The sequence below is a fragment of the Streptomyces sp. NBC_01717 genome, assembly GCF_036248255.1.
Classification (GTDB): Bacteria; Actinomycetota; Actinomycetes; order Streptomycetales; family Streptomycetaceae; genus Streptomyces.
In genome coordinates this window covers 8,324,503-8,345,390 of the sequence record NZ_CP109178.1, presented here as the reverse complement: position 1 = coordinate 8,345,390, position 20,888 = coordinate 8,324,503, and the positions used below count along the sequence as shown (strand labels likewise).

General features: G+C 68.2%; 25 protein-coding genes. 7 read left to right on the top strand and 18 right to left on the bottom strand.

The genetic code is table 11. The features are described 5' to 3' along the window. Positions 1-44 precede the first annotated feature (44 nt). From OHB49_RS37800 to OHB49_RS37785, 4 genes are all read right to left on the bottom strand, one after another. The gene (locus OHB49_RS37800) at positions 45-509 is read right to left on the bottom strand and encodes a hypothetical protein (RefSeq protein WP_030973171.1); all 465 of its coding nucleotides are present in this window, start codon (positions 507-509) and stop codon (positions 45-47) included. A gap of 183 nt (positions 510-692) precedes the next feature. After that, positions 693-1,736 (bottom strand): ABC transporter substrate-binding protein, encoded by a 1,044-nt coding sequence (locus OHB49_RS37795; protein WP_329165408.1) that lies wholly within the window; start codon positions 1,734-1,736, stop codon positions 693-695. A gap of 89 nt (positions 1,737-1,825) precedes the next feature. Beyond that, a complete protein-coding gene (locus tag OHB49_RS37790) occupies positions 1,826-2,689 on the bottom strand; it encodes an ABC transporter permease (protein ID WP_329165407.1) in 864 nt (287 codons plus the stop codon). Further along, positions 2,679-3,494, bottom strand: a complete 816-nt coding sequence (locus tag OHB49_RS37785; RefSeq protein WP_030973163.1) for an ABC transporter ATP-binding protein — start codon at positions 3,492-3,494, stop codon at positions 2,679-2,681. Before OHB49_RS37785 ends, OHB49_RS37790 begins: the two co-directional genes overlap by 11 nt. 215 nt (positions 3,495-3,709) lie before the next feature. Between OHB49_RS37785 and OHB49_RS37780 the strand changes: the two genes are divergently transcribed. Further along, a complete protein-coding gene (locus tag OHB49_RS37780; protein ID WP_329165405.1) occupies positions 3,710-5,308 on the top strand; it encodes a sensor histidine kinase in 1,599 nt (532 codons plus the stop codon). Further along, on the top strand, positions 5,305-6,003 hold the full coding sequence (locus tag OHB49_RS37775; protein WP_030973160.1) for a response regulator: 699 nt from the start codon (positions 5,305-5,307) through the stop codon (positions 6,001-6,003). The genes OHB49_RS37780 and OHB49_RS37775 overlap by 4 nt, the downstream gene beginning before the upstream one ends. A 78-nt stretch (positions 6,004-6,081) precedes the next feature. Here OHB49_RS37775 and OHB49_RS37770 read toward each other — a convergent pair whose 3' ends face one another. Genes OHB49_RS37770 through OHB49_RS37745 form a run of 6 tightly spaced genes read right to left on the bottom strand, consistent with a single transcriptional unit; the run spans position 6,082 to position 11,730 of the window. Further along, positions 6,082-6,846 carry an ABC transporter ATP-binding protein gene (locus OHB49_RS37770; RefSeq protein ID WP_329165404.1) on the bottom strand — a complete coding sequence of 255 codons (765 nt, stop codon included), beginning with the start codon at positions 6,844-6,846 and terminating at the stop codon, positions 6,082-6,084. Next, positions 6,843-7,643, bottom strand: a complete 801-nt coding sequence (locus tag OHB49_RS37765; protein ID WP_329165403.1) for an ABC transporter ATP-binding protein — start codon at positions 7,641-7,643, stop codon at positions 6,843-6,845. The genes OHB49_RS37770 and OHB49_RS37765 overlap by 4 nt, the downstream gene beginning before the upstream one ends. Next, a complete protein-coding gene (locus OHB49_RS37760) occupies positions 7,640-8,467 on the bottom strand; it encodes an ABC transporter permease (protein WP_030973154.1) in 828 nt (275 codons plus the stop codon). The genes OHB49_RS37765 and OHB49_RS37760 overlap by 4 nt, the downstream gene beginning before the upstream one ends. Further along, positions 8,464-9,429 (bottom strand): ABC transporter permease, encoded by a 966-nt coding sequence (locus tag OHB49_RS37755; RefSeq protein ID WP_329165401.1) that lies wholly within the window; start codon positions 9,427-9,429, stop codon positions 8,464-8,466. Before OHB49_RS37755 ends, OHB49_RS37760 begins: the two co-directional genes overlap by 4 nt. Continuing rightward, positions 9,429-10,946, bottom strand: a complete 1,518-nt coding sequence (locus OHB49_RS37750) for an ABC transporter substrate-binding protein (RefSeq protein ID WP_030973151.1) — start codon at positions 10,944-10,946, stop codon at positions 9,429-9,431. Before OHB49_RS37750 ends, OHB49_RS37755 begins: the two co-directional genes overlap by 1 nt. 46 nt (positions 10,947-10,992) lie before the next feature. Next, positions 10,993-11,730, bottom strand: a complete 738-nt coding sequence (locus OHB49_RS37745; RefSeq protein WP_329165398.1) for a DUF1684 domain-containing protein — start codon at positions 11,728-11,730, stop codon at positions 10,993-10,995. A gap of 286 nt (positions 11,731-12,016) precedes the next feature. Between OHB49_RS37745 and OHB49_RS37740 the strand changes: the two genes are divergently transcribed. The 3 genes from OHB49_RS37740 to OHB49_RS37730 all read left to right on the top strand — a co-directional run bounded on the left by OHB49_RS37740 (position 12,017) and on the right by OHB49_RS37730 (position 13,744). After that, positions 12,017-12,319: a hypothetical protein gene (locus OHB49_RS37740; protein WP_030973147.1), complete on the top strand. Its 303-nt coding sequence runs from the start codon at positions 12,017-12,019 to the stop codon at positions 12,317-12,319. 184 nt (positions 12,320-12,503) lie between these two features. Further along, positions 12,504-12,944: a CBS domain-containing protein gene (locus OHB49_RS37735; protein WP_030973145.1), complete on the top strand. Its 441-nt coding sequence runs from the start codon at positions 12,504-12,506 to the stop codon at positions 12,942-12,944. Between the two features lie 65 nt (positions 12,945-13,009). Then, a complete protein-coding gene (locus tag OHB49_RS37730; protein ID WP_329165397.1) occupies positions 13,010-13,744 on the top strand; it encodes an HAD family hydrolase in 735 nt (244 codons plus the stop codon). A 243-nt stretch (positions 13,745-13,987) separates the two neighbouring features. On the opposite strand, the gene OHB49_RS37725 is transcribed toward OHB49_RS37730, so the two are convergent. Beyond that, complete coding sequence (locus tag OHB49_RS37725) at positions 13,988-15,049, bottom strand: ABC transporter permease (protein ID WP_329165396.1); 1,062 nt, start codon at positions 15,047-15,049, stop codon at positions 13,988-13,990. 54 nt (positions 15,050-15,103) lie between these two features. Beyond that, positions 15,104-15,415 carry a hypothetical protein gene (locus tag OHB49_RS37720; protein ID WP_052189678.1) on the bottom strand — a complete coding sequence of 104 codons (312 nt, stop codon included), beginning with the start codon at positions 15,413-15,415 and terminating at the stop codon, positions 15,104-15,106. 127 nt (positions 15,416-15,542) lie between these two features. Here OHB49_RS37720 and OHB49_RS37715 point away from each other — a divergent pair, with 127 nt between their 5' ends. Both OHB49_RS37715 and OHB49_RS37710 read left to right on the top strand, forming a co-directional pair. Continuing rightward, positions 15,543-16,100: a TetR/AcrR family transcriptional regulator gene (locus tag OHB49_RS37715; protein WP_030973136.1), complete on the top strand. Its 558-nt coding sequence runs from the start codon at positions 15,543-15,545 to the stop codon at positions 16,098-16,100. A gap of 141 nt (positions 16,101-16,241) precedes the next feature. Next, positions 16,242-16,601, top strand: coding sequence for a peptidoglycan-binding domain-containing protein (locus tag OHB49_RS37710; RefSeq protein ID WP_329165394.1), 360 nt, complete (start codon positions 16,242-16,244; stop codon positions 16,599-16,601). 150 nt (positions 16,602-16,751) lie between these two features. On the opposite strand, the gene OHB49_RS37705 is transcribed toward OHB49_RS37710, so the two are convergent. The 6 genes from OHB49_RS37705 to OHB49_RS37675 form a co-directional block, all read right to left on the bottom strand. Then, positions 16,752-16,934, bottom strand: coding sequence for a DUF6381 family protein (locus tag OHB49_RS37705; RefSeq protein WP_030973133.1), 183 nt, complete (start codon positions 16,932-16,934; stop codon positions 16,752-16,754). A 301-nt stretch (positions 16,935-17,235) separates the two neighbouring features. Further along, a complete protein-coding gene (locus OHB49_RS37700) occupies positions 17,236-17,700 on the bottom strand; it encodes a hypothetical protein (protein ID WP_329165393.1) in 465 nt (154 codons plus the stop codon). Positions 17,701-17,918: 218 nt separating this feature from the next. Further along, positions 17,919-18,332, bottom strand: a complete 414-nt coding sequence (locus OHB49_RS37695; protein ID WP_329165392.1) for a hypothetical protein — start codon at positions 18,330-18,332, stop codon at positions 17,919-17,921. 425 nt (positions 18,333-18,757) lie between these two features. Further along, positions 18,758-19,525 (bottom strand): type I methionyl aminopeptidase, encoded by a 768-nt coding sequence (gene map, locus OHB49_RS37690; protein WP_329165391.1) that lies wholly within the window; start codon positions 19,523-19,525, stop codon positions 18,758-18,760. A 294-nt stretch (positions 19,526-19,819) separates the two neighbouring features. Further along, positions 19,820-20,584, bottom strand: coding sequence for a DUF6338 family protein (locus OHB49_RS37680; RefSeq protein ID WP_329165389.1), 765 nt, complete (start codon positions 20,582-20,584; stop codon positions 19,820-19,822). 6 nt (positions 20,585-20,590) lie between these two features. Further along, positions 20,591-20,848 (bottom strand): hypothetical protein, encoded by a 258-nt coding sequence (locus tag OHB49_RS37675; protein ID WP_329165388.1) that lies wholly within the window; start codon positions 20,846-20,848, stop codon positions 20,591-20,593. Between the last annotated feature and the right edge of the window lie 40 nt (positions 20,849-20,888).

The window sequence follows — 20,888 nt, the reverse complement described above, 5'->3', positions numbered from 1 at the left end:
CTTCGCACACCGACCGCCGGCGCGGCCCGGCGCGGGTCGTCCCGTCAGCGACGTCCGCACCGGTGCCACGGACACCGGTTCGCGCTTGCTCCTCGGCGTGGTGAATGCGCGCCCAGGAATCCGATTCCCATGCCCAGCATCCAGAAGTCCTTGGCCAGCGGGATGCCGGCCTGGGTAGGTCGCAGACTGCCGGACTCCCGCATTCCGGGGACCCTCAGGTACAGACCGATCAGCCCCGCGGAGAAGCCGGTGAGCGCCACTCCGGCCAGTCGGGTCGGTACGAAGGGGGCCAGCAGCGTCCCGCCGACGGCGATCTCCGACCAGGCGAGCAGCCGGGTGAAGCGCTGCGCGTCCAACTTCTCCAAGAACGGATAGGCGATGCAGGCCATACCGTGCACGCCCGCCGCCGTCTCCTTGTCCGCTTTCAGTTTGCTCAGTCCCGAGTTCAGGATGAACACACCGGTGGCGAGGCGCGGGGCCACATCGCGTGCTTCAAGATTCACTGTCATGGGAGCTCCGTCGATCAGGTACTCGGGCCCCTCGTCGACCTTAGCCAGAAGGCGGCAGAGGCGCTCGACGGAGAGATCGGTCTCTCCGTCGAGCGCCTCGTCGGCCTTCGCCGGGGCGCCGGTCCGTATCGCATCAGCCTCGTACGGCGTGTTCCGCCGTTCGGGGGATCAGACTGCCTGAGGTCAGCCCGCGTTCTTGACGAACTCCGTGGTGAAGGTCTTGTCGAGGTCGACCTCGGCGTTCTTCAGGTTCGGGTTGAAGGCCTTCAGGACCCGCTCGACGGTGGCGGGGCCGTCCGCGGGCATGACGCCGTCCGTGGTGAACATGGGCAGCGTGCTCTTGATGGCCTGCGCGTAGAGAGCCGTGCCGCCGCCCTGCGCGTAGTCGGCGGGCATCTTGGCCGCGATCTCGTCCGCGCTGTGCGTGGACATCCACTTCAGCGTCCTGACGAAGGCGTTGGCCAGCTTCTGGACGGTTTCCTTGTGACTGTTGACCCATTCGGTCTGCATGTACAGGCTGGAGGACGGGTAGAGCCCGCCGAGCGCCTGCTTGGAGCCTTCGGGAGTCCGCATGTCGATGAGAATCTTGCCGAGCTTCTTGTCCAGGATGGTGGCGACGGTCGGGTCGGTGGTCATGCCACCCTGGATGGAGCCCTGCTGGAGTGCGGAGATGAAGGTCTGACCCGCTCCCACCGCGACGGGTGTGAACTGGCTGGTCTGCACATCGCTGTTGACGGCGAGGTACTTCGTGAGGAAGTCGGTCGAGGAGCCGATGCCCGTCACACCGAGCTTCTTGCCCTTGAAGTCCTTGGGTGACTTGATGTCGCCCGCCGCCTGGTTGGAGACGATCTCGACCTCGCCCGGAGCCTGTGAGAACTGGACGACCGACTCGACCTGCTTGCCCTTCACCTGGAGGTCGAGGGTGTGGTCGTAGAAGCCGACCGTTCCCTGCACATCACCGGAGACCAGGGCCGTCTCGGCCTGGACGCCCGCCGGCTCGGTCAGGAGCTGGACCGACACCCCTTCGTCCTTGAAGTAGCCCAGCCGCTCGGTGAGCATCGCGGGCAGGTAGATGACCTTGTCGAGGCCCCCGACCATGATCTTGACCTTGGCGTTCTTGCCGTCGGAGGCGCCGCTGGACCCGGAGTTGGATCCACAGGCGGTCAGGGTGGTCAGGGCGAGTGCGCCGGCGACGGCGACGGCCGAGACCCGGGTGAGTGTACGCATCTGGTTCACGTCCTCGTGAAGAAACAATCGGATATTCGAATGGCAGGCGGCCCGAGGTGCGGAGTGGGCGCCTCCGTGTGGAGCAGACGTCAGCGCGCGGAGTCGGCGTCAGCCGGCTTCCAGCGGAAGAGCCGTTTCTCGAGGAAGGTCAACAGGCCTTCGGCCAGCAGCGCGACGACCGCGAGGATCACCATCGCGGCGTAGACGCCGGCGGCGTTGAAGGTGCCTTGGGAAGCGGCGACCAGCAGTCCGAGCCCCTTGGTGGCACCGATGTACTCACCGACGATGGCGCCGATGAGCGCGAAGCCGAAGCTCACGTGCAGGCTGGTGAAGATCCATGACGTGGCCGAGGGGATGACCACCTGGAAGGTGACCTGGCGGTTGCTGGCACCCAGAATGCGCGAATTCGCGACGAGGTTACGGTCCACCTCCCTGGCGCCCTGGAACGCGTTGAAGAAGACGGGGAAGAACACGAGGACGACCGCTGAGGCCACCTTCGAGGCGGGGCCGAGGCCGAACCAGATCAGGAAGATCGGGGCGAGCACGATGCGCGGCAAGGCGTTGAGCACCTTGATGTACGGGCCGAGGACATCGGCTGCGAACCGGATCCGGCCCAGCGCGATACCGAGCAGCACACCGGCGATCACACCGATGACCCAGCCGAGCAGTGCTTCGTAGAGCGTGTACCAGATCTGCTCCCACAGGGAGCCCTGCGCGGTGCCGTCGATGACCCAGGTACGGATCTGGTCCCAGATCTTCGACGGCATGGAGAAGTTGAACGGATCGATGACCGCGGTCCGGGCCAGCCACTCCCACAGCCCGATGACCGCGAAGAGCAGCGCGATCCGGCTTCCGAGCACCAGGAACCTACGGTTGCGGGTGGCTCGCGCCCTGGCCTGGGTCCGCTCGGTCTTGGTGACGGCGGCGCTCGCGGTGATGGAATCAGGCGACATCGAGTGCACCCCTCTCGCGGGTGATACGGACCTCTTCGCCCAGCGAGGACCAGATCTCCCGGTAGATCTCCAGGAACCTGGGCTCCAGACGCACCTGTTCGACCTTGCGCGGGCGGGGCAGATCGATCTCGAAGACCTCCTTGACGGTGGCCGGTCCCGCGGTCATGACCACGACCTTGTCGGCCAGCGCGATGGACTCCTCCAGGTCATGGGTGACGAAGACGACGGAAGCGCCGGTCCCGGCCCACAACTCCAGCAGTTCGTCGGACATCAGGGCCCGGGTCTGCACATCAAGTGCGGAGAAGGGTTCGTCCATGAGCAGGATCTCGGGATCGTTGACGAACGTGGCCGCGAGTGCGACACGCTTGCGCTGGCCGCCGGACAACTGGTGGGGATAGCGGTCCTCGAAGGAGGACAGGCCGACCCGGGCGAGCCACTCCCGGGCGCGTTCCTTCGCCTCGGGCTTCGGCACGCCCCGGAAGCGGGGGCCCGCCATCACGTTGGACAGCACGGTGCGCCAGGGGAAGACCGCGTCCTGCTGGAAGACGAAGCCGACCTTGTCGCCGATGCCGCGCACCGGCTCACCGGCGACCAGCACCTCTCCCTCGGTGGGCTCCTCCAGGCCGCTGACCAGCGTCAGCGTTGTCGATTTGCCGCAGCCGGTAGGTCCCACCACGGCAACGAACTCACCGCGCCCGATCGTGAGGTCCAGATCTCGTACGGCGGTGTGGAGCGCCCCCGACGGAGTCCGGAACGCTTTGCTCGCCCCCCGCAGCTCGATGGCGGGGCTCGTTTCGCTGTTCATGGGGCGGGACGCTAAATGCGGCCTGGGCACGACGGCACCCTTGCGCTCACAACTCCTGCTTCTGCCCATAACCTGCGGTTCTGCTCGTTCTGCTCACGCCCGAAGAACGAAAGTGCTACGAGGGCTGGTCAGCGACGGCAGCGACGTTTACGTTGCGTTTACACAGCAAACGGATCAGCAGATTCCCAGGCGGGCGGAAGGCAGAGGACGAGCACATGCGGATTCAATGGCCCCGCCGTGTCTTCGCCCAGGTCCTGCTCACCCAGGTCGCCATCACGACCGGGGTGGTCATGCTCGTCACCGGGCTCTTCCTCGGCCCGCTCAGCCACCAGCTCGACGACCAGGCGATGCGCCAGGCTCTGTCCATCGCCCAGACGACCGCCGCCGAACCCGGTCTGGTGCACAACCTGACGAGCACCGAGCCCAGCCCCGGCGGCCCCGTACAGGCCGAGGCGGAGCGGATCCGGCGGGCGACCGGTGCGCTCTACATTGTGGTCATGGACACCCGCGGGGTCCGCTGGTCGCACACCGACACCCCGCAGATCGGCAGACACGTCTCCACCGATCCCAGCACGGCCCTGGCCGGCCGGGAGATCATGCAGATCGACGACGGCACCCTGGGCCGCTCGGCACGCGCCAAGGTCCCCCTCCGCGACGCGCACGGGACGATCGTCGGCGCCGTCTCGGTGGGCATCGCCTACGACAGCGTCCGCGAGCGGCTGCTCGGCACCATTCCGGGACTTCTGCTCTACGCGGGGGCTGCGCTCGCCGCGGGTGTCCTCGCCGCCCTGGCCGTCTCGCGACGTCTGCAGCGCAGCACCCATGGCCTTGCCTTCGCCGACATCTCCGCACTGCTGGACGAGCGCGAGGCCATGCTGCACAGCATCCGCGAAGCAGTTCTCGCCCTCGACGCCCGGGGGCGGATTCGGCTGCTGAACGACGAGGCGCAGCGTCTGCTGGAGCTGACGCCGGACGCCGTCGGCCGTGCTCTGAGCGAGGTGCTGCCGCCGGGCCGCGCGGCGGAGGTGCTGACAGGGCAGGTCGACGGCGTGGACCTGCTCACCGTCTGCAGGGGGCGCGTGCTGATCGCCAACCGCATGCCGACCGGTGACGGCGGTGCTGTGGTCACCCTGCGCGATCGCACCGAACTGGAGCTGCTCGGCCGCGAACTGGACTCCACGCACGGCCTTCTCGACGCGCTCCGCGCCCAGGACCACGAGCACGCCAACCGTCTCCACACCCTGCTCGGACTCCTGGAACTCGGGAGGCACGAAGCGGCGGTGGAGTTCGTGGCAGAGGTGGCCAACGGTCGCCGGGCCTCGGCGGAGCAGGTCGCGGAACGTGTCAATGACCCTCTGATGTCCGCGCTGTTGGTGGGCAAGTCGGCCATCGCGGCGGAGCGGGGCGCGTCCTTGCTCATCTCCCCGAACACCCTGCTCCCCGACGTCGTGGTGGACCCGCGCGATCTGGTGACCGTCCTGGGCAACCTCATCGACAACGCGCTGGACGTCGCTTCCCTCATCGAGGTCGAGCTCCGCGCGGAGGGCACCGCGACGGTCCTGCGGGTCAGCGACAACGGTCCGGGCGTGGCTCCCGATCTACGCGAACAGATCTTCACCGAGGGCTGGTCCACCAAGGAGTCCCCCGCGCATCGGGGCCGTGGGCTCGGGCTGGCGCTGGTACGTCGTCTCGCGGAGCGTTACGGCGGGGTGGCCCGCGTCGGTGCGAGGGCCGGTGGTGGCGCGGTCTTCACCGTCGTACTGCCCGAGACGCTCACCGTCCGGCAGCTGACCGAAGTGGGAGGGGTGCAATGATCGACGTCCTCGTGGTGGACGACGACTTCCGGGTGGCCGAGATCAACGCGGCGTACGTGGCCAAGGTGTCCGGCTTCCGCGTGGTCGCTCGCGCACACACCGCCGCCCAGGCACTGTCCGTCCTGGAACGCAGCCATGTCGACCTCGTACTTCTCGATCACTATCTTCCGGACGAGACGGGACTCACGCTGGTACGGCGACTGCGCCAGCTCGGCCACACGGCGGACGTGATCATGGTGACGGCCGCTCGCGATGTCACGACCGTGCAGACCGCCTTGCGCTACGGCGCCCTGCAGTACCTCGTGAAGCCGTTCAGCTTCGGCGGTCTGCGGTCCAAGCTGGAGAGCTACGCGGCTTTGCGCCGCACCCTCGAAGGCGTGGGCAACGGCCGGGGCGAGGCCGGCCAGGAACAGGTCGACCAGATCTTCGGTGCGCTCCGCACCGCGGAGGCCGTTCCCGCAGCCGGTCTGCCCAAGGGGCACTCCGCGCCGACCGCCGAAGTCATCCGCCACGTCCTGTCGGCGGCGGACGAACCGCTGTCCGCACACGAGGTTGCTGTCCGGGCCGGGTTGAGCCGCTCCACCGCCCAGCGCTACCTCAAGTATCTGGAGAGCGCGGGCCGCATCAGCCTCAGTCTCAAATACGGCGACACCGGCCGGCCCGAGCACCGCTACGCGTGGGCGAGGGCGAGCTGAGTTCCGTGCGACGCCGGAGACATCCGGCACGGCACGGATCAGGTCGGGACAGCGACGCCTCGTGATCAGGCACACCCGTCACGCGGGCAGCCGCGGCACGCTTTCGACGAGGCGACGTGTGTACGGGTGCGCGGGAGCGCCCAGCACCTGTCCGGTTTCGCCGTGCTCGACGATGTGGCCGCGCTCCAGGACGGCGGTGCGTTCGCACAGGGACGCCACCACCGACAGGTCGTGGGAGACCATGACGAGGGTCAGGCCCTGCTTCTGCTTCAACTCGTTGAGCAGGTCGACGACTTTGACCCGGGTCGTGACGTCGAGTGCGCTGACGGGTTCGTCGGCGAGCAGCACCCGCGGGTCGCACACGGTCGCACGGGCAATGGCGATGCGCTGGCGCTGGCCGCCGGAGAACTCGTGCGGATAGCGCTCGGCGGCGTCGGCCGGGAGACCGACCCGCTCCAGGGCGTCGGCCACCTTGGGCCCGGCCGTGCTCCGGCTGTCGATGCCGAGGGAACGCAGTGGTTCGGACACGATGCTGCCGACACGCCGACGCGGGTCCAGCGACGAGTACGGGTCCTGGAAGACGCACTGCACGCTGCGCCTGAAACGCCGCATCTGCTCGCGGTCGCGCGGCTTCAGCTCGTCGCCGTCGAATCGGACGGTCCCGGAGGTGGCCCGGGCCAGCCCGAGCAGCAGCCGCAGCAGCGTCGTCTTGCCCGCGCCGGATTCGCCGACGAGGGCGAGGCTGTGCCCGGCCTCGACGGCGAAGGAGACGTCCTCGACGACGGGCGCCGGGTGTCCCCGGTAGGCGAAGGAGGCCGCGTTCAGCTCCAGTACGGGCGTCATCGTGCGCTCCTCAGGTCAAGAGCCGATTCCAGCTGCCGCGCGCTCGCCACCAGCGCCTTGGTGTACTCCTCGCGCGGGGCCCGCACGATCTCGCGGACGTCGCCCTGTTCCACGGCGCGGCCGTCCTTCATCACCAGGACGCGATCGGTGACCTTCGAGACGACCGCGAGGTCGTGACTGACGAAGAGGACGGCCATGCCCCGTTCCCGTACGAGGCTGTCGAGCAGGTCGAGCATGTCGGACTGCACGGTGACGTCGAGCGCGGTGGTCGGCTCGTCCGCGATGAGCAGCTTCGGGTCGCAGGCCAGGGCCATGGCGAGTGCGACGCGCTGCCGCTGTCCGCCGGAGATCTCGTGCGGGAAGGCGCGGGCGATGCGGCCGGGTTCGGGCAGCCGCACTTGCTCGAGGGCTTCCGCGACGGCCCGCTTCAGCCCGGCACCCCTCAGCCCTCGCCTTCTGCCCAGCGGTTCGGCGATCTGCCTGCCGACACGCATCAGGGGGTCGAGTGCGGTGAGCGGCTCCTGGAAGACGATGGCGGCGTCCCGGCCGCGTACACCCGTGAGTTGCTTCTCGCTCGCGCCCACGATCTGGGTGCCGGCGAGTTCGGCGCTGCCGGTGGCCGTCATGCCGTCGGGCAGCAGACCGAGCACGGCGAGAGTGGTCAGCGATTTCCCGGAGCCCGACTCCCCGATGAGGCCGAGTCGTTCGCCGGGTGCGATGGTCAGCGAGAGGCCGTCGACGAGGATGCGCCCGTCGGCCGTACGGATCGCGAGGTCGCGTACGTCGAGGATGTTCATGCGCTCCTCCGTCGGGCCGCCGGGTCGAGCGTGTCGCGCAGTCCGTCGGCGATGAGGTTCACACCGATGACGAGCAGGACGAGCAGGATGCCGGGGGCCAATGCGCCGGCCGGGGCCGTGGTGAAGGTGGCCTGAGCCTCCTGGAGCATGCGGCCCCACGAGGCGTTGGGCGGCGGCGCCCCCAGGCCCAGGTAGGACAGGCCGGCCTCGGCCAGTACCGCGAGTCCGAACTGGAGGGCCAGGTTCACCACGAGCGTCGGCCAGATGTTGGGCAGCACATGCCCGGCCACGATCCGCGGCCACGACGTGCCGGACGTGCGCGCGGCCGTGATGTAGTCCTGTGCCAGGACCCGCTTGACCAGAACCCGCACGAGCCGCCCGACGACCGCGCTCTGCGCGAGGCCGATCGCCAGCACGGCGGACCCCAGTGTGGCCGAGTGCGCGGCGACGATGAGCATCGCAAGCAGCAGCGTCGGGAAGGCGATCAGGATGTCGAGGAACGCGGAGAGCGTGTCGTCGAGCCAGCCTTGGGCGAACGCGGCCAGCACGCCCAGCGTGACGCCGACGGCGGCCGCGATGAGGACCGAACCCAGGCCCGCTTCGAAGGCGACCCGGGAGCCGGTCATCAGCTGGGTGAACAGATCACGGCCGAGTTTGTCGGTGCCCAGCAGATGGCCCGCACCGGGGCCCGTGAGCCGCCCGCCGGACGTGTCGTCGGCGGCGTACGGGGCCCAGAAGAGCGAGACCAGCGCAAGCAGCGCGATCAGGCCGGCCAGCACGCATCCGAAAGTCAGCGTGTACGAGCGCTTCGTCGACTGCTTCATCGGACACCCCCGGAGAGCCTGCCGCGGAGCCGAGGATCGATGATCCGCTGTACGAAGTCGGCGGCGAAGCCGATGACCAGGACCACGAGCGTGGAGACGAACAGCACGCCCTGGATCACCGGGTAGTCGTGCTGTGCGATGCCGGTCGCCAGCAGCGAGCCGAGGCCGGGAAGCGCGTACACGGACTCCACGACGACCGCGCCGAGCAGCGTGGACGCCAGCTCGATACCGAGGATCGAGATCACCGGCACCGAGGCGTTGCGCAGCCCGTGCCGCCACATGGCCCGCCCGAACGACGAGCCCAGGGCTCGCGCGGTACGCAGGTAGTCGCTGTCCAGTACGTCGAGCGTGGCCGACCTGACGTAGCGGATCAGTGACGCGCTCATCACGAGCGCGATGGTGATGACGGGCAGTGCGAGCGAGCGGACCGCCTCGGCCGGCTGCGACCAGCCGTCCGGCGGGAAGCCGCCTGCGGGGAGCCAGCCGGCGTTCAGCGCGAAGACGGCTATCAGGATCATTCCGAGCCAGAACACGGGAACGGCGATGCCCAGTTGGGAGACTCCGCTGAGCAGCGCGCCGTACCAGGTCCTGCGCCGGTGCGCGGCGACGAAACCGACCGGGACGGCGATGAGGACCGCCAGGACGAAGGCCGAGAGCGTGAGCGGGATCGTGACGTTCAGCCGCGAGGCGACCTCGGGCGCGACCGGCAGCGAGCTGACGAACGACGTACCGAGGTCACCGCCTGCCAGCTGCCCGATCCAGTGGACGAACTGCTCGGGCAGCGGCTTGTCGGAGCCGATGGAGTGCCGGGCCGCCGCGATCTGCTCGGGGCTGGCGCCCACCGAGGTGAGCGCGTTGGCGGGGTCGCCCGGCAGCATCCGCAGCAGCACGAACAGGACCACGCTCGCGAGCGCCAGCGACACCAGCAGGAAGGCGAGGCGGCGCAGGAGATACTGCGCCATCAGCCCTTCTCGATGTCGTACGCGAAGAACTGCGAGTTGAGGCCGTTGACCGGGTATCCGGACAGCTTGCTGCCGGCCACGACGATCTGCGGGTACAGGTACAGCCAGTCGCTGGCCGCGTCCTCCGCGGTCCGGCGGTTGACCTTCTTCAGCAGTTCGGTCTGCTCAGCCGTGCCGGAAGCCTGCTCGGCCTCTTCGACCCACTTCGTGACCTGCTTGTTGTCGTAGCCCCAGTAGAAGTCGGGGTTGCCGTACCAGACCAGGTCGCGGTCGTTGACGTGTTCCTGGAGCGTGGCCGTGAAGTCGTGGTTCTTGTAGACCTTCGTGTACCACTCGTCCGGCGTGATCGTGTTGATCTTGACGGTGATGCCGACCTTGGCGAGCTCCGACTTGATGAACGTCGCCGCCGTCGGGTGCGGGTCGTAGTTCGGGGTGTCGAGGGTGAAGGTGAAGCCGTCCTTGTATCCGGCCTCGGTGAGCAGCTTCTTGGCTCGGGCGGTGTCGTAGGCGTTGACCTTGGTGAGGTCCTCGTACCACGGGTCGGTGGGCGGCACCATGGAGCCGATGAGCTTGCCGTAGCCGCCCCAGACCGACTCCAGCAGCTTCTTGTCGTCGATGGCGGAGGAGACGGCCTGGCGGACCTTGACGTCCGTGAAGGGCTTGGCCTTGTCGTTGAAGGCGAGCAGCAGCTTGGTCGTCGAGTTGCCGTCGTTGACCTTGTAGTTCTGGTTGCTCTTGAACTGGTCGAGGGCGTCGGGCGACTGCTCGCTCGTGACGACGTCCACGGCGTTGGTCAGGAGCGCGTTGTTGAGAGCGGTCGCGTCCTTGTAGTAGTGGAAGACGACCTGCTTGTTCTTGGCCGCGTCACCCCAGTACCCGGTGAACCGGTCGAGGCCGAGTGCGGAACCGCGGGTCCACTTGTTCAGCCGGTACGGGCCGGTGCCGTCCTCGCTCGTCTTGAGGCTCTTCGCGTCGGAGTTGATGATCCACACGTAGGAGAGGTTGTAGACGAACGAGATCGACTTCTTCGACAGCTGGACCTTCACCGTGCGTGCGTCCGGTGTCCCGACGGACTTGATGACCTCGAGATTGCTCTTGCGCGCGGACTGCGAGTCCTTGGCTATCACCTTCTCCAGGCTGTACTTGACGTCCTGGCTGGTGAGCTTCTTGCCGCTGTGGAACTTCACACCGTCGCGCAGGGTGAAGGTGTACGTCAGTCCGTCGCCGCTGAGCTTGTAGTCCTGGGCGAGCAGGTTCTCGACCTTGCCGTCGTCGGTGAGCTTGAACAGCCCCTCGTACACGTTGCCGTTGAGCGCCTCGGTGACGCCCTGGCCGCCGCCCGCGGTGTTGTCGAGATTCTGCGGCTCGTAGAGCGAACCGATGTTGACCGTGGCGTTCTTGTCGTACGCCCCTCCGGCGGCGCCGCCCCCGTTGGAGCCCCCGCCGCAGGCGGTGAGGGTCAGAGCGAGGGCAGCGGCGGTGGCGCCGCCGTACAGAGAGGTCTTCTTGATGCTCATGAGGAGTACGCGCTTTCGTGCTGCGAGGCGGGAGTGCGGGGGTTGATCAGTGCTGCGCGGGGAAGCCGTCGCGGAAGACGGGGCGCTTCTCGCCGGCCTCGACGGGCAGGTGGAAACGGTTCTGCCGCGGCGGCATCGGACAGTTGTACTGGTCGGAGAATCCGCACGGCGGCACGAAGGCGCGGTTGAAGTCGAGGAGGACACGGCCCTCGCCGGTGTGGGTGACGAAGAGGAAGCGCCCGGCGCCGTAGGTGATGTCGCCGTTGGTGGGGTCACCGAAGACGAGAAGCAGAGTGCCGTCGTCGTCGAATGCGCTCAGCACGTACTCCTGTCCGTCCAGGGTGAGTGAGATGTCACCCGGCACGGCGAGGTCACGGGTACCGCCGTTGTCGCGGATGTGCTCGAAACCGACCCGCCGGGCGCCCGGCACCGGGGTGTACGAGGCCTCCAGCACCCAGGCAGGGTCGTACGCGAAGACATCGGTGCGATCGAAGTTCTGGATCGCGGGCGACTGCGCGTCCCAGAAGCGCAGACCGTGCTCCGGCTCGCCGGTGACGAGGTCGGTGCGCTGGACCGTGGTGACAGTCACGCTCTCCGGCTGTCCGGCACGGGCAGCGTCGAGGTCGGGGCGCTCACCTGCCGGGGCCCAGCGGGTCTCCACGAGCGCGAGGTTCCCGGAGGGCGAAGTGACAGAGCGCCGCCGTTCGGCGCGCCATGCCTCCCAGTCCGCGGCGGGGTCGGTCGGCTGGTCCGGGACGTCGGCGTGGGACACGGCTTTACTCATTCGCGTAGACGATCGTCGGCTGTCACACGTCGAATATCACGCTGCGTGAAGTTCAGCCCAAAGGACCTTCTTTATCTTTCATAAGGCAAGCTAATGTCAAATTCGGGCCACTGGCCGAGATGCATCTGCCTGTTCGGGCAGGTCAGAGCCCAGAATGCGCGCTGTGCCGGCCCTGGCGGGAGCATCCCGAGTTGCTCGGCATGCGACACGCGGTGCGCCGGAGCACGCTGGTCCTGAAGCTGCCTGTCCGCCCGACCGGCAGCCGGCCAGGAAAGGGGTGGCAGCCATGTTCGCGAGGCTGAGCACCTATCAGGGTTCACCGGTTCCGGCAGAGGGAGACCTGACCGCGAACTGGGAAGCGACTCTCCAGCAGATCCAGGAGGCTTCGGGCTTCCGGGGCGTGTTCTACCTCGTCGACCGGGCCTCCGGGAAGGCTGCCTCGCTGACTCTGTGGGAGGACGAGGAGGCCATGCAGGCCAGCGAGGACAGTGCCGCCCGGCTCCGCGAGGAGATCGCCCACAGGGAAGGCCAGCGCGTTGCCTCGGTCGAGCATTTCGAGGTGGGCTTCGGTCATGTGGAGCCGTCGTAGTCAGCACACCAGGCGCTGATGGCGACGCAGAGTCGCCGGACCGACATCGCAGGCGCCCTGCCCTGGCCCGATCGCGGGCGACTCGGGATCCTCTACCTCGCCGACGCAGCCGGCAAGCGGGGTTGAGCCATTCGTGTTGTGATCGAAGACAGGGAAACACGCCGGTCGAGGACGGGAGGACATCATGTCCGAGAAGCTGCTGGCCCGAGACATCATGACCGGTGGCGTGCAGTGCGTCGGTGCACACGAGTCGCTGCTCGATGTGGCGAAGACGATGCGCGATCTGGGCGTCGGTTGCCTTCCCATCTGCGGCGACAACAACAGGCTCACCGGCTTGATCACCGACCGGGACATCGTCGTCAAGTGCTGCGCCGAGGGCATCGACCCCGCAACCGTGCAGGCCGGATCCCTCAACGCCAAGATCCACTGGATCGATGCCGAAGCGGACGCCGCCGATGTCCTGACGACCATGGAGCAACATCAGATCAAGCGACTGCCGGTGATCGACGTGAAGGGCGGCCACCGCCTGGTCGGCATGATCACGGAGGCCGATCTCGCGAAGAACCTGAGCGACGAACAGATCGCTGAATTCGTGAGCTGCGTGTATGCGACTGCTCAGGCGTAACAGATCCTTCAACTGCCGTCGCAGTACAGGCTTCTCATGACGCGGTCGGTGCGTATGCTCTCCGCATGATCCAGGCGGTACTGCTAGACCTCGACGCAACGTTGCTCGACTACGGCATGCCCGCCTGGAAGGCGACTGTGCGGGCCGTGTGCGACGCCCTGGTCCGGTCGGCCCCCGACCTCGATGCCGACTCACTCCACAGCGCATACACACGCCGCTATCTCGACCACATGCGCGCGGGCGGGGACGGTGCGCAGCACCCGCCCGGCCGGATACCGGATGCCGATTCCATCTGGAGAGAGTGCTGGCGGCAGGCACTCGACGAGTGCGGGCACGCCGAATTCGCCGGTCCTGCGACCGACGAATACAGGCGGCAGCGTTGTCGGCGCTACGTCCTGTTCGCCGACGTGGCGAACACACTGAGTGCGCTTCGCAGCGACTCGTACCGGCTGGGGCTTGTCACCAACGGTCCTGGCGATGCGCAGCGGGACAAGATCACGGCGACGGGTCTGGACAGGTTCCTGGACCTCACTGTGATCTCGGGCGAGGTAGCCGTGTCCAAGCCCGACCGGAGGATTTTCGAGATCACCCTCGAACGCATGGGGCTCGGGCCCGCCGATGTCTGCCACGTGGGCGACAGTCTGGTGACCGACGTCGGCGGAGCGCTCAACGCGGGTCTGGGTGCCTCGGTATGGCTGAACCGGTCGCACATGGTGCGCGACCCCCTGCTGCGTCCCCCGTCACACGAGATCACTTCTCTTCACGAACTTCCTGCCCTGATACGAAAGGGTTCCGCCTAAGGGCTGTCCCGTCATCCCTGGTGGATCAGCGCGCGGCGTCAGATGCGGTGCATCGCAAGGCGGAGGGGCATCCTCATACCGGGCGCATTCGGGCGTTCCGACTACACGACGAGGTGCCGTAGAGCTGTCGTCGTGCGCCCGCCGGGGACGACGGGACAGCCCTTGGGTCCGAGTGGCACCCGTCGTACGGTGGCAGCTTCCTCCGGGCGGCCATCGCGCGGAGGAAGCAGGGATTCGGCAGGGTCAGGCGTGCGCCGTGCGACGGGTGGAGCGCAGACGGGACTTGATGCCCACGAGCACGGCCGACAGCACCGCCCAGAGGGCGAGGGTGAGCAGTGGCACTCCCGCGTGGGCACCGTCGAAGTAACTCAGGTCACTCACCGCCCGTACCGCCGCGCCGGGCGGCAACAGGGCGGAGACGGCACGGGCGGCGGCCGGCAGCAGGTCGGAGCTGATGGTGGCGCCGCTGGTGGAGTTGCCGACCGTGAGCAGAAGCAATGTCGCCACCGGGACGCCGATGGGACCGAGGTAGGTGCCCAGCAGCTTCGTGGTGAACGCTGCCGCGGCCGCCAGCAGCGCCAGTGTGGCCGCCAGCGGGAGGAACGGGGCAGGGACCGCGTTCAGGACAGGGCCCGCGATGATCGCGGCAACGATGCCGGTCGCCACCGAGACGCCCGTGATCAGCCAGAACCGGTGCCGCAGGTGGAGCACGTTCGCCATGCCCAGCGCGTTCTGGGCCAGGACGAATCCGGCGAGGGTGACGCCGAAGGACACATAGAACCCGGCGAGACCCCGCCCGTCGAAGGGAGCGAGCGGCACCACGTCGGTCGTCGTGACCTGCTGGCCGGATCCCGCGGCGTACGCGGACACCACGCTCTTGACCGCGCCCGTGGTGGACAGGCCGTTCGCCCCGGCCACCTCCAGGTTCAGCTGTCCGGCGCCGCCTGAGCTCAGCGCAGCCACCACGTCGTGCTGTTCCACGGCCTGGCGGGCTGCGGCCGCGCTCACCGTGGGGCGCACGTCGACGCTGTCACCGAGCGACAGCTCCATCTTGTGCGCGAGGGTGCTACCCACGACCGCCACCGGCAGCTGATGCGGCTTCGGGTCGCGTTGCAGCCCGACGTAACAACTGATGAAGGCCGAGACGAGGACCAGGGCGATCACCGCGGGCTGCAGCAGCGTGCGCAGCGGCGGCCGGTTGCTCGGGCCCGGGTGACGCGGCACGGACGCCTCGCCGGGTACGGCGCCGGGCGATGCGGTCGCTCCCTCGCTGCGGACGGAGGCGGGACCGACGGTGGGTGTCATGTGAGGTAACTCCGGTGTTCTGAAAGTTGATGGGGCCGCGGGGGCGGTGGTGTGTCAGGCGGCGGCCGGCTTCGTGGCCAGGCTCTGCTCGACCTGGCGGCTGACGTCGTCGGCGACGAACTCGGGGAGTCCGCACTGCAGACCGTCCAGGGCCTGCGTGGCCTTCGAGGCCGGGTCGGTCCTCTGGTCGGCGGCGACGTGGCCGGCCATGTTCATGAGGCCGGCGCGCAGGGTGGCTACGGCGATGCCGCGCGGATCGAGCTCCTGGCCGACCGAGCCGGTCAGCGCCCAGGAGGCGGCCTTGGCCGCGGAACGGGCCCCGTACCCGGGCGGGCGGCCGCCGGTGACGGAGTCCTTCGGTCCCATGTTTCTCCCTGTGCCGGCCGCGACGGCCACCCTTCGTGAGCGCAGCGAACCAAATAGATTTCACTGACAATCTAAACAGGGTCGTACGGTAGATTGCAACCGACATCCATGCGGAGGAGGTGGCCCGATGGGCCGCGTGTCACAGGCACAGGCGCAGGAGAACCGGAAGCGCGTGGTCGCCAACGCCTCCAGGCTGTTCCGGGAGCAGGGCACCGGCGTCAGCGTCGTGGACCTGATGAAGTCGGCCGGGATGACCCAGGGCGGCTTCTACAAGCAGTTCGCCTCCAAGGACGCCCTGGTCGGCGAGGCCACCGTGCACGCCTTCGCCCAGCTGGAGGCACGCCGCGCGGCGGAGCTCGACGCGCACGACGGGCGACGTGACGCCGCCCGTCAGGGCCTGATCGACCACTACCTGTCAACCCGGCACCGCGACAACGCAGGCGACGGCTGTCCCACCGCCGCGCTCGCCGCCGACATGGCCCGGGACGCGGGTGACGCCGCCCACGACGTCTACATCGAGGGAGTACGCGACTTCGCCCAGTGGCTCGCCACCGACGACGAAGACGGCCTGGCCCGCCTGGCCACCCTGGTCGGCGCTCTCCTGCTGGCCCGCGCCACCAACGGCTCCCCGCTGTCCGACGAAATCCTCCACGCCGCCCACGCGGCCCTGTCGGACGACAGCTGACCCACTCGGGCCTCGTCACCCAGCGACACGCTTGCCAGGACCCTTTGCACGGGCGCGACAGTTCGAAAATGCGCGAGAGGACGCTTGCGCCCCCATGCTGGATGGGTGTGCACATGGCCCGTACGGAGAGGAGTGCCCGAGATGATCCGCCGCAAGTATTCGGTCCTCGGCGCAGCGCTGCTGACCGCCGGGGCCCTGGCGACGACGACGCACGAGGCCGCCGCCGCTGAGAAGACATGCCCCTACACGTCCTCCATCGATCGTCCCGCGCTCACATACGTGAACACCGGTCCTTCCGTGAAGCAGGCGCAGTGTCTCAGCAACGTATGGGGCGGCGTTCCGAAACTCGCGGTCGACGGGGTATTCGGCACCGCCACGTCGAAGAAGATCATCTGGATTCAGGGATGCCACGGCCTGGGCCGAACCGGAGTCGTCGACCAGGACACCTGGCGGGTGCTCTACCACCCCGCGCTGGACTGCTACGACCCATATCCGAAGTGACCTGCCCAGGTCTGGCCACGGCGGCCGACGCGGAAATCACGCGCCGAGTGGAGGCATGCGGCCGGCTTGGCCCGCACAAATGACCAGCCGATGGCCTCGCGCGGCTGGAAGGTCGCGCGGCAGCCACCGGCTGGCGCATGCACACGGCTGTTACACCATGGGGTCGATGTCCCCGCCGCTCGCCTGCTTGCTCTGCTGCTTGAGCTCGCGCGCCTTGTCCTTCAGCCGCTGACGCTCCTGCGGGTCGGAGATACGCTCCGCGGCCTGTTCCATCTCCTGCGCCTTCTGGAGAAGTTGCTGGGCACGGGCACCGGACTCGCCTGCAACGCTCATGATCACTCCTTGGTGTCATCTGGGAAGAGCGGGCCACACCAGCGAAGCAGCGCGCCTGTGCGCGCGCATCTCGAAGGCTCACCCACCGTTATCCGCGCAGGCCGCGGCGCGCACATGAGGGTTCGGACGCATCCGCGGGACCGACGGACAAGCGGCTGCCCACGGAAGCCGGTTGAGCAGTACGAACGGCCATGCCTGTGCGCCCGGCGCCGGCCGCTGTCGCCTGCGGCCGTACAGCAGCATCAGATTCGGCAGTGCTGGGCGTGCTGTGCTGTGCTGTGCTGTGGGGTGCGCTTGCGGCTTACTTGTCGACCTTGTCCATGCGCCACGCAACCATCCCTGTGGCCCCCGGCATCGCCTCGGTGTCGATCTTTATCTTGGCCGCTGAGGCCGTGAGGCGTCGGCGAAGTGGTACGCCGTCGCAGACCACGGTCCGGCGGACGGGATTCTTCAGGGTTATGGACAGGATGATCTTTCCCTTCCCCGCGCAGGCGACGGCCAACGTGTACGAGCGCCCACGTGTCAGTTCCGGCACGGTGTGGAACCCGTCGCTGACACGCTCAAGACCCGCCTCGACGAACAGCGGATCATCGCCGACCTCCTCCGTGCCGAGGGCTTCCTCGACCTGCTTACCGAGTCTCTCCTCGGCGTGGGCGGACGTTTCGGAGGGTTGCTTCCGTTGCTGCCCTGAACTGCTCTCCGGTGCGCTGGGCCCGTTCGGCTCGCCGGATTCACTCGTGCACCCGGCGGCGAGGGCAACGGACAACAGGGAAGCGCAGAGGACGAGGCACCGCCGCAAGGGGCGAGGAGGTCGCTGGGTCATGAATTGGCTGCCCAATATCGCCAACCGCTCACCGTGGTAGGAAGCTTCACAGTGCCTGAGCCTAGCTTCACCTCGCCTCGGCGCCGCAAATGGGGCAGTACTTGGCTCAGTTCACCAGTTCTTGGCGCGGACCCGCAGTCAGCCAATGGAATACGTCTCCACTACCGGCGCGGACGGTCGAACCAGTCTCTGGTGTCCTGTCTGGTCGAGAGGAGTATCACGAGAGCGCCGGCTGTGACGCCGATCCCCCACGCGCCGTCGTGAAGCTTCGCGCTGATCGCGGTGCTGGTGATGATCAATGATCCGGCGATGACCAACGTTCCGACGACAACTGCGCCGATGCGGACGCGGTGGCCGCCGGTGGTGAACTTGGCGGCAATGACGATCGCGGCTGCGGCGAGCGACCCGAACGGGAGGACCGCAAGGAGCAGTAGGCCGATTATCAACTGCCCCATGGCACCGGTCTGCAGGGTGGCAGCGGCCGTCATGAGCCACAGGGCGGCGACGATGTTCCCTGCGCCCACGACGAGGAGCAGGGCGCGGGCGGACTTGACGGTGCCGGGCATCTGGACCATGCGGGTTCCTTTGAACGGGCTCACCTGGGTGGCGGCGCACACTGCGCTGCCGGCCACCCGTCGTCGCCCGTGCACCGGCGCACGGGCGGTCGTGGCGATGGCCGCGGAGGCACAGGATAGGAGCAGGTCGGCGGTGGACGGCCGAGTCATGCGAAGTCGTTACCAGTGGGCGGATCCAGACCTTCGGCACGCGTCGCTCAGCGGGGATCACGACTGTCCTGAGGGGAGGGGCGATCGTCAACTGTCATCGCAATGGAGCAGCGGGATCTTGGGTCTCGGCTGCGAGGAGGGCCACGAATCGCAGCGTCCAGGTGCGCAGGTGCGCGTCGCCGAGATGGTTCATACATGCAGGATCGCATCAACTCCCGTCAGGCCGTGTTCGATGGCACGGAAGGGCGGCGGATCCGGCGGCGTCCGTGAGAACGTCAGGGCAGGGTCAGGATGCGGGGGCCCTGGTCGGTGATGGCGACGGTGTGCTCGATGTGGGCGGCCCTGCTGCCGTCGGTGGTGCGCAGAGTCCAGCCATCGATATCGGTGCGGTAGGTGTTCTGCCCGCCGGCCATGAGCATGGGTTCGATGGCGAGGACCAGGCCGTGCCGGAGGGGGAAACCGCGGCCGGGGCGACCACGGTTGGGGACATGGGGGTCTTCGTGCATGCGGCGGCCGATGCCGTGGCCGCCGAAGTCGGCGGGCATGCCGCAGCCCGCCTTGCGGGCGACGGTGTCGATGGCGTGGGAGATGTCGCCGATGCGACTGCCCACCTGGGCGGCGGCAATGCCGGCGTCGAGGGCTTGCTGGGTGGCGTCGATCAGATCGAGGTCGCCGGGGCGTGGCGTTCCGACGGTGAAGGTGATGGCCGCGTCGCCCGTCCAGCCGTCGAGCTGGGCGCCGCAGTCGATGCTCACCAGGTCGCCGTCGCGCAGCCGGTAGCCGGTGGGGATGCCGTGCGACACGGCGTCGTTGACGGACGTGCAGATCACGGCCGGGAAAGCGACCGGGGCGAAGGACGGCCGGTATCCGAGGAATGGGGAGCCGGCTCCGGCCTCGGCCAGAACTGACCGGGCCGCTTCGTCCAGTTCTTGCAGGGACTCCCCCACGCCGGCTGCTTCTCGAGCGGCGGCCAGGGCGCGGGCCACCACACGTCCGGCTTCCCGCATCGCGTCCAATGCGGCATCGGTCTTGATCTCCACCATGTGTCAGTCTCCCCGCAGCACATCAACCCAATACTTATACCGGTATTAGTATCACGGTCGCGGTGCGGACTCCTCCGACACCACGGGAACGGAAACGCGGCAAGCGGTTCGGCGCGCTGCCGCGTCGAGCGCGCGGCAGCCGCAGCATGGCGGAGGCTTCTGATGGAGCTCACGGCTGGGCCGGTCCGTCACTGTTCAGCGACGGCGCTCCACGTCCGGGCAGTCGACTTCCGCGGAAGCACCGTACGGGTCGATGACGGTCCTCGCGCCGGTGACGCTGCCGGGCCCCTTCGATCAGGAAGGGGAAGAGGTGCCGGTAACCGTGGGGGACGTCGGCGAGCCGGCCGGCATCGATCGTGTGGGCTCGTCCTGCTCAGCCCTGACGCCCGGGATCAGCCCTGGCCCTGGCCGGGGGATGTGATCCAGATAGGTCACGGTCAGGAACTTGATCTGGCGTGCGCTCACCGACACCAGTTGGTGATCGGTGAGCGGTCGGGAAGGCACCCCGGGATGAGGCCGGTATTCCAGGGGAGCGACCAGGGCCAATTCGCGATCACCCGTCTCCTCGGCCTGGTGTGCGAAATGCTTGAGCACCCCGGCCAGGTACGATCCGTCGACGAGTTCGCAGCCGACGTACGTGCACTTCGCCCCGGTGAGTGCCGGGTATCGGCCGAACAGCAGCCACCACGACGACTCGACCGACAGTGGGCCGGGACCACGCGGCAGCAGCCGGGCGGCGGCCAGCGCGGCACCTGCCGCGGCGACGAGCAGCGCGCAGGACCACAGTGTCAATCGCCCGTAGTCGTCGCGCACATAGCCCCAGCCTTCGCGTACGAGGCGGCCGGTGTCGGGGGTGAGGCCGGGTGCCGCCGTACGGATCACCGCGAATACCGCGAGGGCGATCCCGTCGAGAGCGAGGCTGGCCAGTACGACGCGGGTGGTCTCGCGGAATGCGGACGAGGTGCGCTCGGGCAGGTGCAGGTCGCGGGCTGCCGCATAGATGAATCCCGGGACCAGGCAGACGACGAAGAGAACCAGTCCGAGAAGGGAACTGGGCATGGCGCCTCAGCTCTCCGCGTCGTCCGTACGGTGCTCCCCCTGCCGCCCGGCACTGTCTGCCGAAGTGCTGTCGGCAGGGCCGGCCGGTGCGTCAGGGATGTCGGAGGCCGGTGCAGGCAGGCCCACACCGGTGACCACGGCCTGGCCGCCGTGCTTGGGGCCGTTGAGGAGTTCCTCGCGCGGGCTGGGGAGCGGCCGCCGTCCGCGCGGCTTCGGTGGCGGGGTGGAAGTGGCGGCGCCGGTGCCTGCGTCATCGCTCACCATCAGCGCCTCCTTGCGCATCATCCGAACGTGCGTACTGATC

Coding starts and splice junctions, on each gene's coding strand:
- OHB49_RS37800 (WP_030973171.1), bottom strand. CDS start 509: ATGACAGTGAATCTTGAAGCACGCGATGTGGCCCCGCGCCTCGCCACC.
- OHB49_RS37795 (WP_329165408.1), bottom strand. CDS start 1,736: ATGCGTACACTCACCCGGGTCTCGGCCGTCGCCGTCGCCGGCGCACTC.
- OHB49_RS37790 (WP_329165407.1), bottom strand. CDS start 2,689: ATGTCGCCTGATTCCATCACCGCGAGCGCCGCCGTCACCAAGACCGAG.
- OHB49_RS37785 (WP_030973163.1), bottom strand. CDS start 3,494: ATGAACAGCGAAACGAGCCCCGCCATCGAGCTGCGGGGGGCGAGCAAA.
- OHB49_RS37780 (WP_329165405.1), top strand. CDS start 3,710: ATGCGGATTCAATGGCCCCGCCGTGTCTTCGCCCAGGTCCTGCTCACC.
- OHB49_RS37775 (WP_030973160.1), top strand. CDS start 5,305: ATGATCGACGTCCTCGTGGTGGACGACGACTTCCGGGTGGCCGAGATC.
- OHB49_RS37770 (WP_329165404.1), bottom strand. CDS start 6,846: ATGACGCCCGTACTGGAGCTGAACGCGGCCTCCTTCGCCTACCGGGGA.
- OHB49_RS37765 (WP_329165403.1), bottom strand. CDS start 7,643: ATGAACATCCTCGACGTACGCGACCTCGCGATCCGTACGGCCGACGGG.
- OHB49_RS37760 (WP_030973154.1), bottom strand. CDS start 8,467: ATGAAGCAGTCGACGAAGCGCTCGTACACGCTGACTTTCGGATGCGTG.
- OHB49_RS37755 (WP_329165401.1), bottom strand. CDS start 9,429: ATGGCGCAGTATCTCCTGCGCCGCCTCGCCTTCCTGCTGGTGTCGCTG.
- OHB49_RS37750 (WP_030973151.1), bottom strand. CDS start 10,946: ATGAGCATCAAGAAGACCTCTCTGTACGGCGGCGCCACCGCCGCTGCC.
- OHB49_RS37745 (WP_329165398.1), bottom strand. CDS start 11,730: ATGAGTAAAGCCGTGTCCCACGCCGACGTCCCGGACCAGCCGACCGAC.
- OHB49_RS37740 (WP_030973147.1), top strand. CDS start 12,017: ATGTTCGCGAGGCTGAGCACCTATCAGGGTTCACCGGTTCCGGCAGAG.
- OHB49_RS37735 (WP_030973145.1), top strand. CDS start 12,504: ATGTCCGAGAAGCTGCTGGCCCGAGACATCATGACCGGTGGCGTGCAG.
- OHB49_RS37730 (WP_329165397.1), top strand. CDS start 13,010: ATGATCCAGGCGGTACTGCTAGACCTCGACGCAACGTTGCTCGACTAC.
- OHB49_RS37725 (WP_329165396.1), bottom strand. CDS start 15,049: ATGACACCCACCGTCGGTCCCGCCTCCGTCCGCAGCGAGGGAGCGACC.
- OHB49_RS37720 (WP_052189678.1), bottom strand. CDS start 15,415: ATGGGACCGAAGGACTCCGTCACCGGCGGCCGCCCGCCCGGGTACGGG.
- OHB49_RS37715 (WP_030973136.1), top strand. CDS start 15,543: ATGGGCCGCGTGTCACAGGCACAGGCGCAGGAGAACCGGAAGCGCGTG.
- OHB49_RS37710 (WP_329165394.1), top strand. CDS start 16,242: ATGATCCGCCGCAAGTATTCGGTCCTCGGCGCAGCGCTGCTGACCGCC.
- OHB49_RS37705 (WP_030973133.1), bottom strand. CDS start 16,934: ATGAGCGTTGCAGGCGAGTCCGGTGCCCGTGCCCAGCAACTTCTCCAG.
- OHB49_RS37695 (WP_329165392.1), bottom strand. CDS start 18,332: ATGGTCCAGATGCCCGGCACCGTCAAGTCCGCCCGCGCCCTGCTCCTC.
- map (WP_329165391.1), bottom strand. CDS start 19,525: ATGGTGGAGATCAAGACCGATGCCGCATTGGACGCGATGCGGGAAGCC.
- OHB49_RS37680 (WP_329165389.1), bottom strand. CDS start 20,584: ATGCCCAGTTCCCTTCTCGGACTGGTTCTCTTCGTCGTCTGCCTGGTC.
- OHB49_RS37675 (WP_329165388.1), bottom strand. CDS start 20,848: ATGGTGAGCGATGACGCAGGCACCGGCGCCGCCACTTCCACCCCGCCA.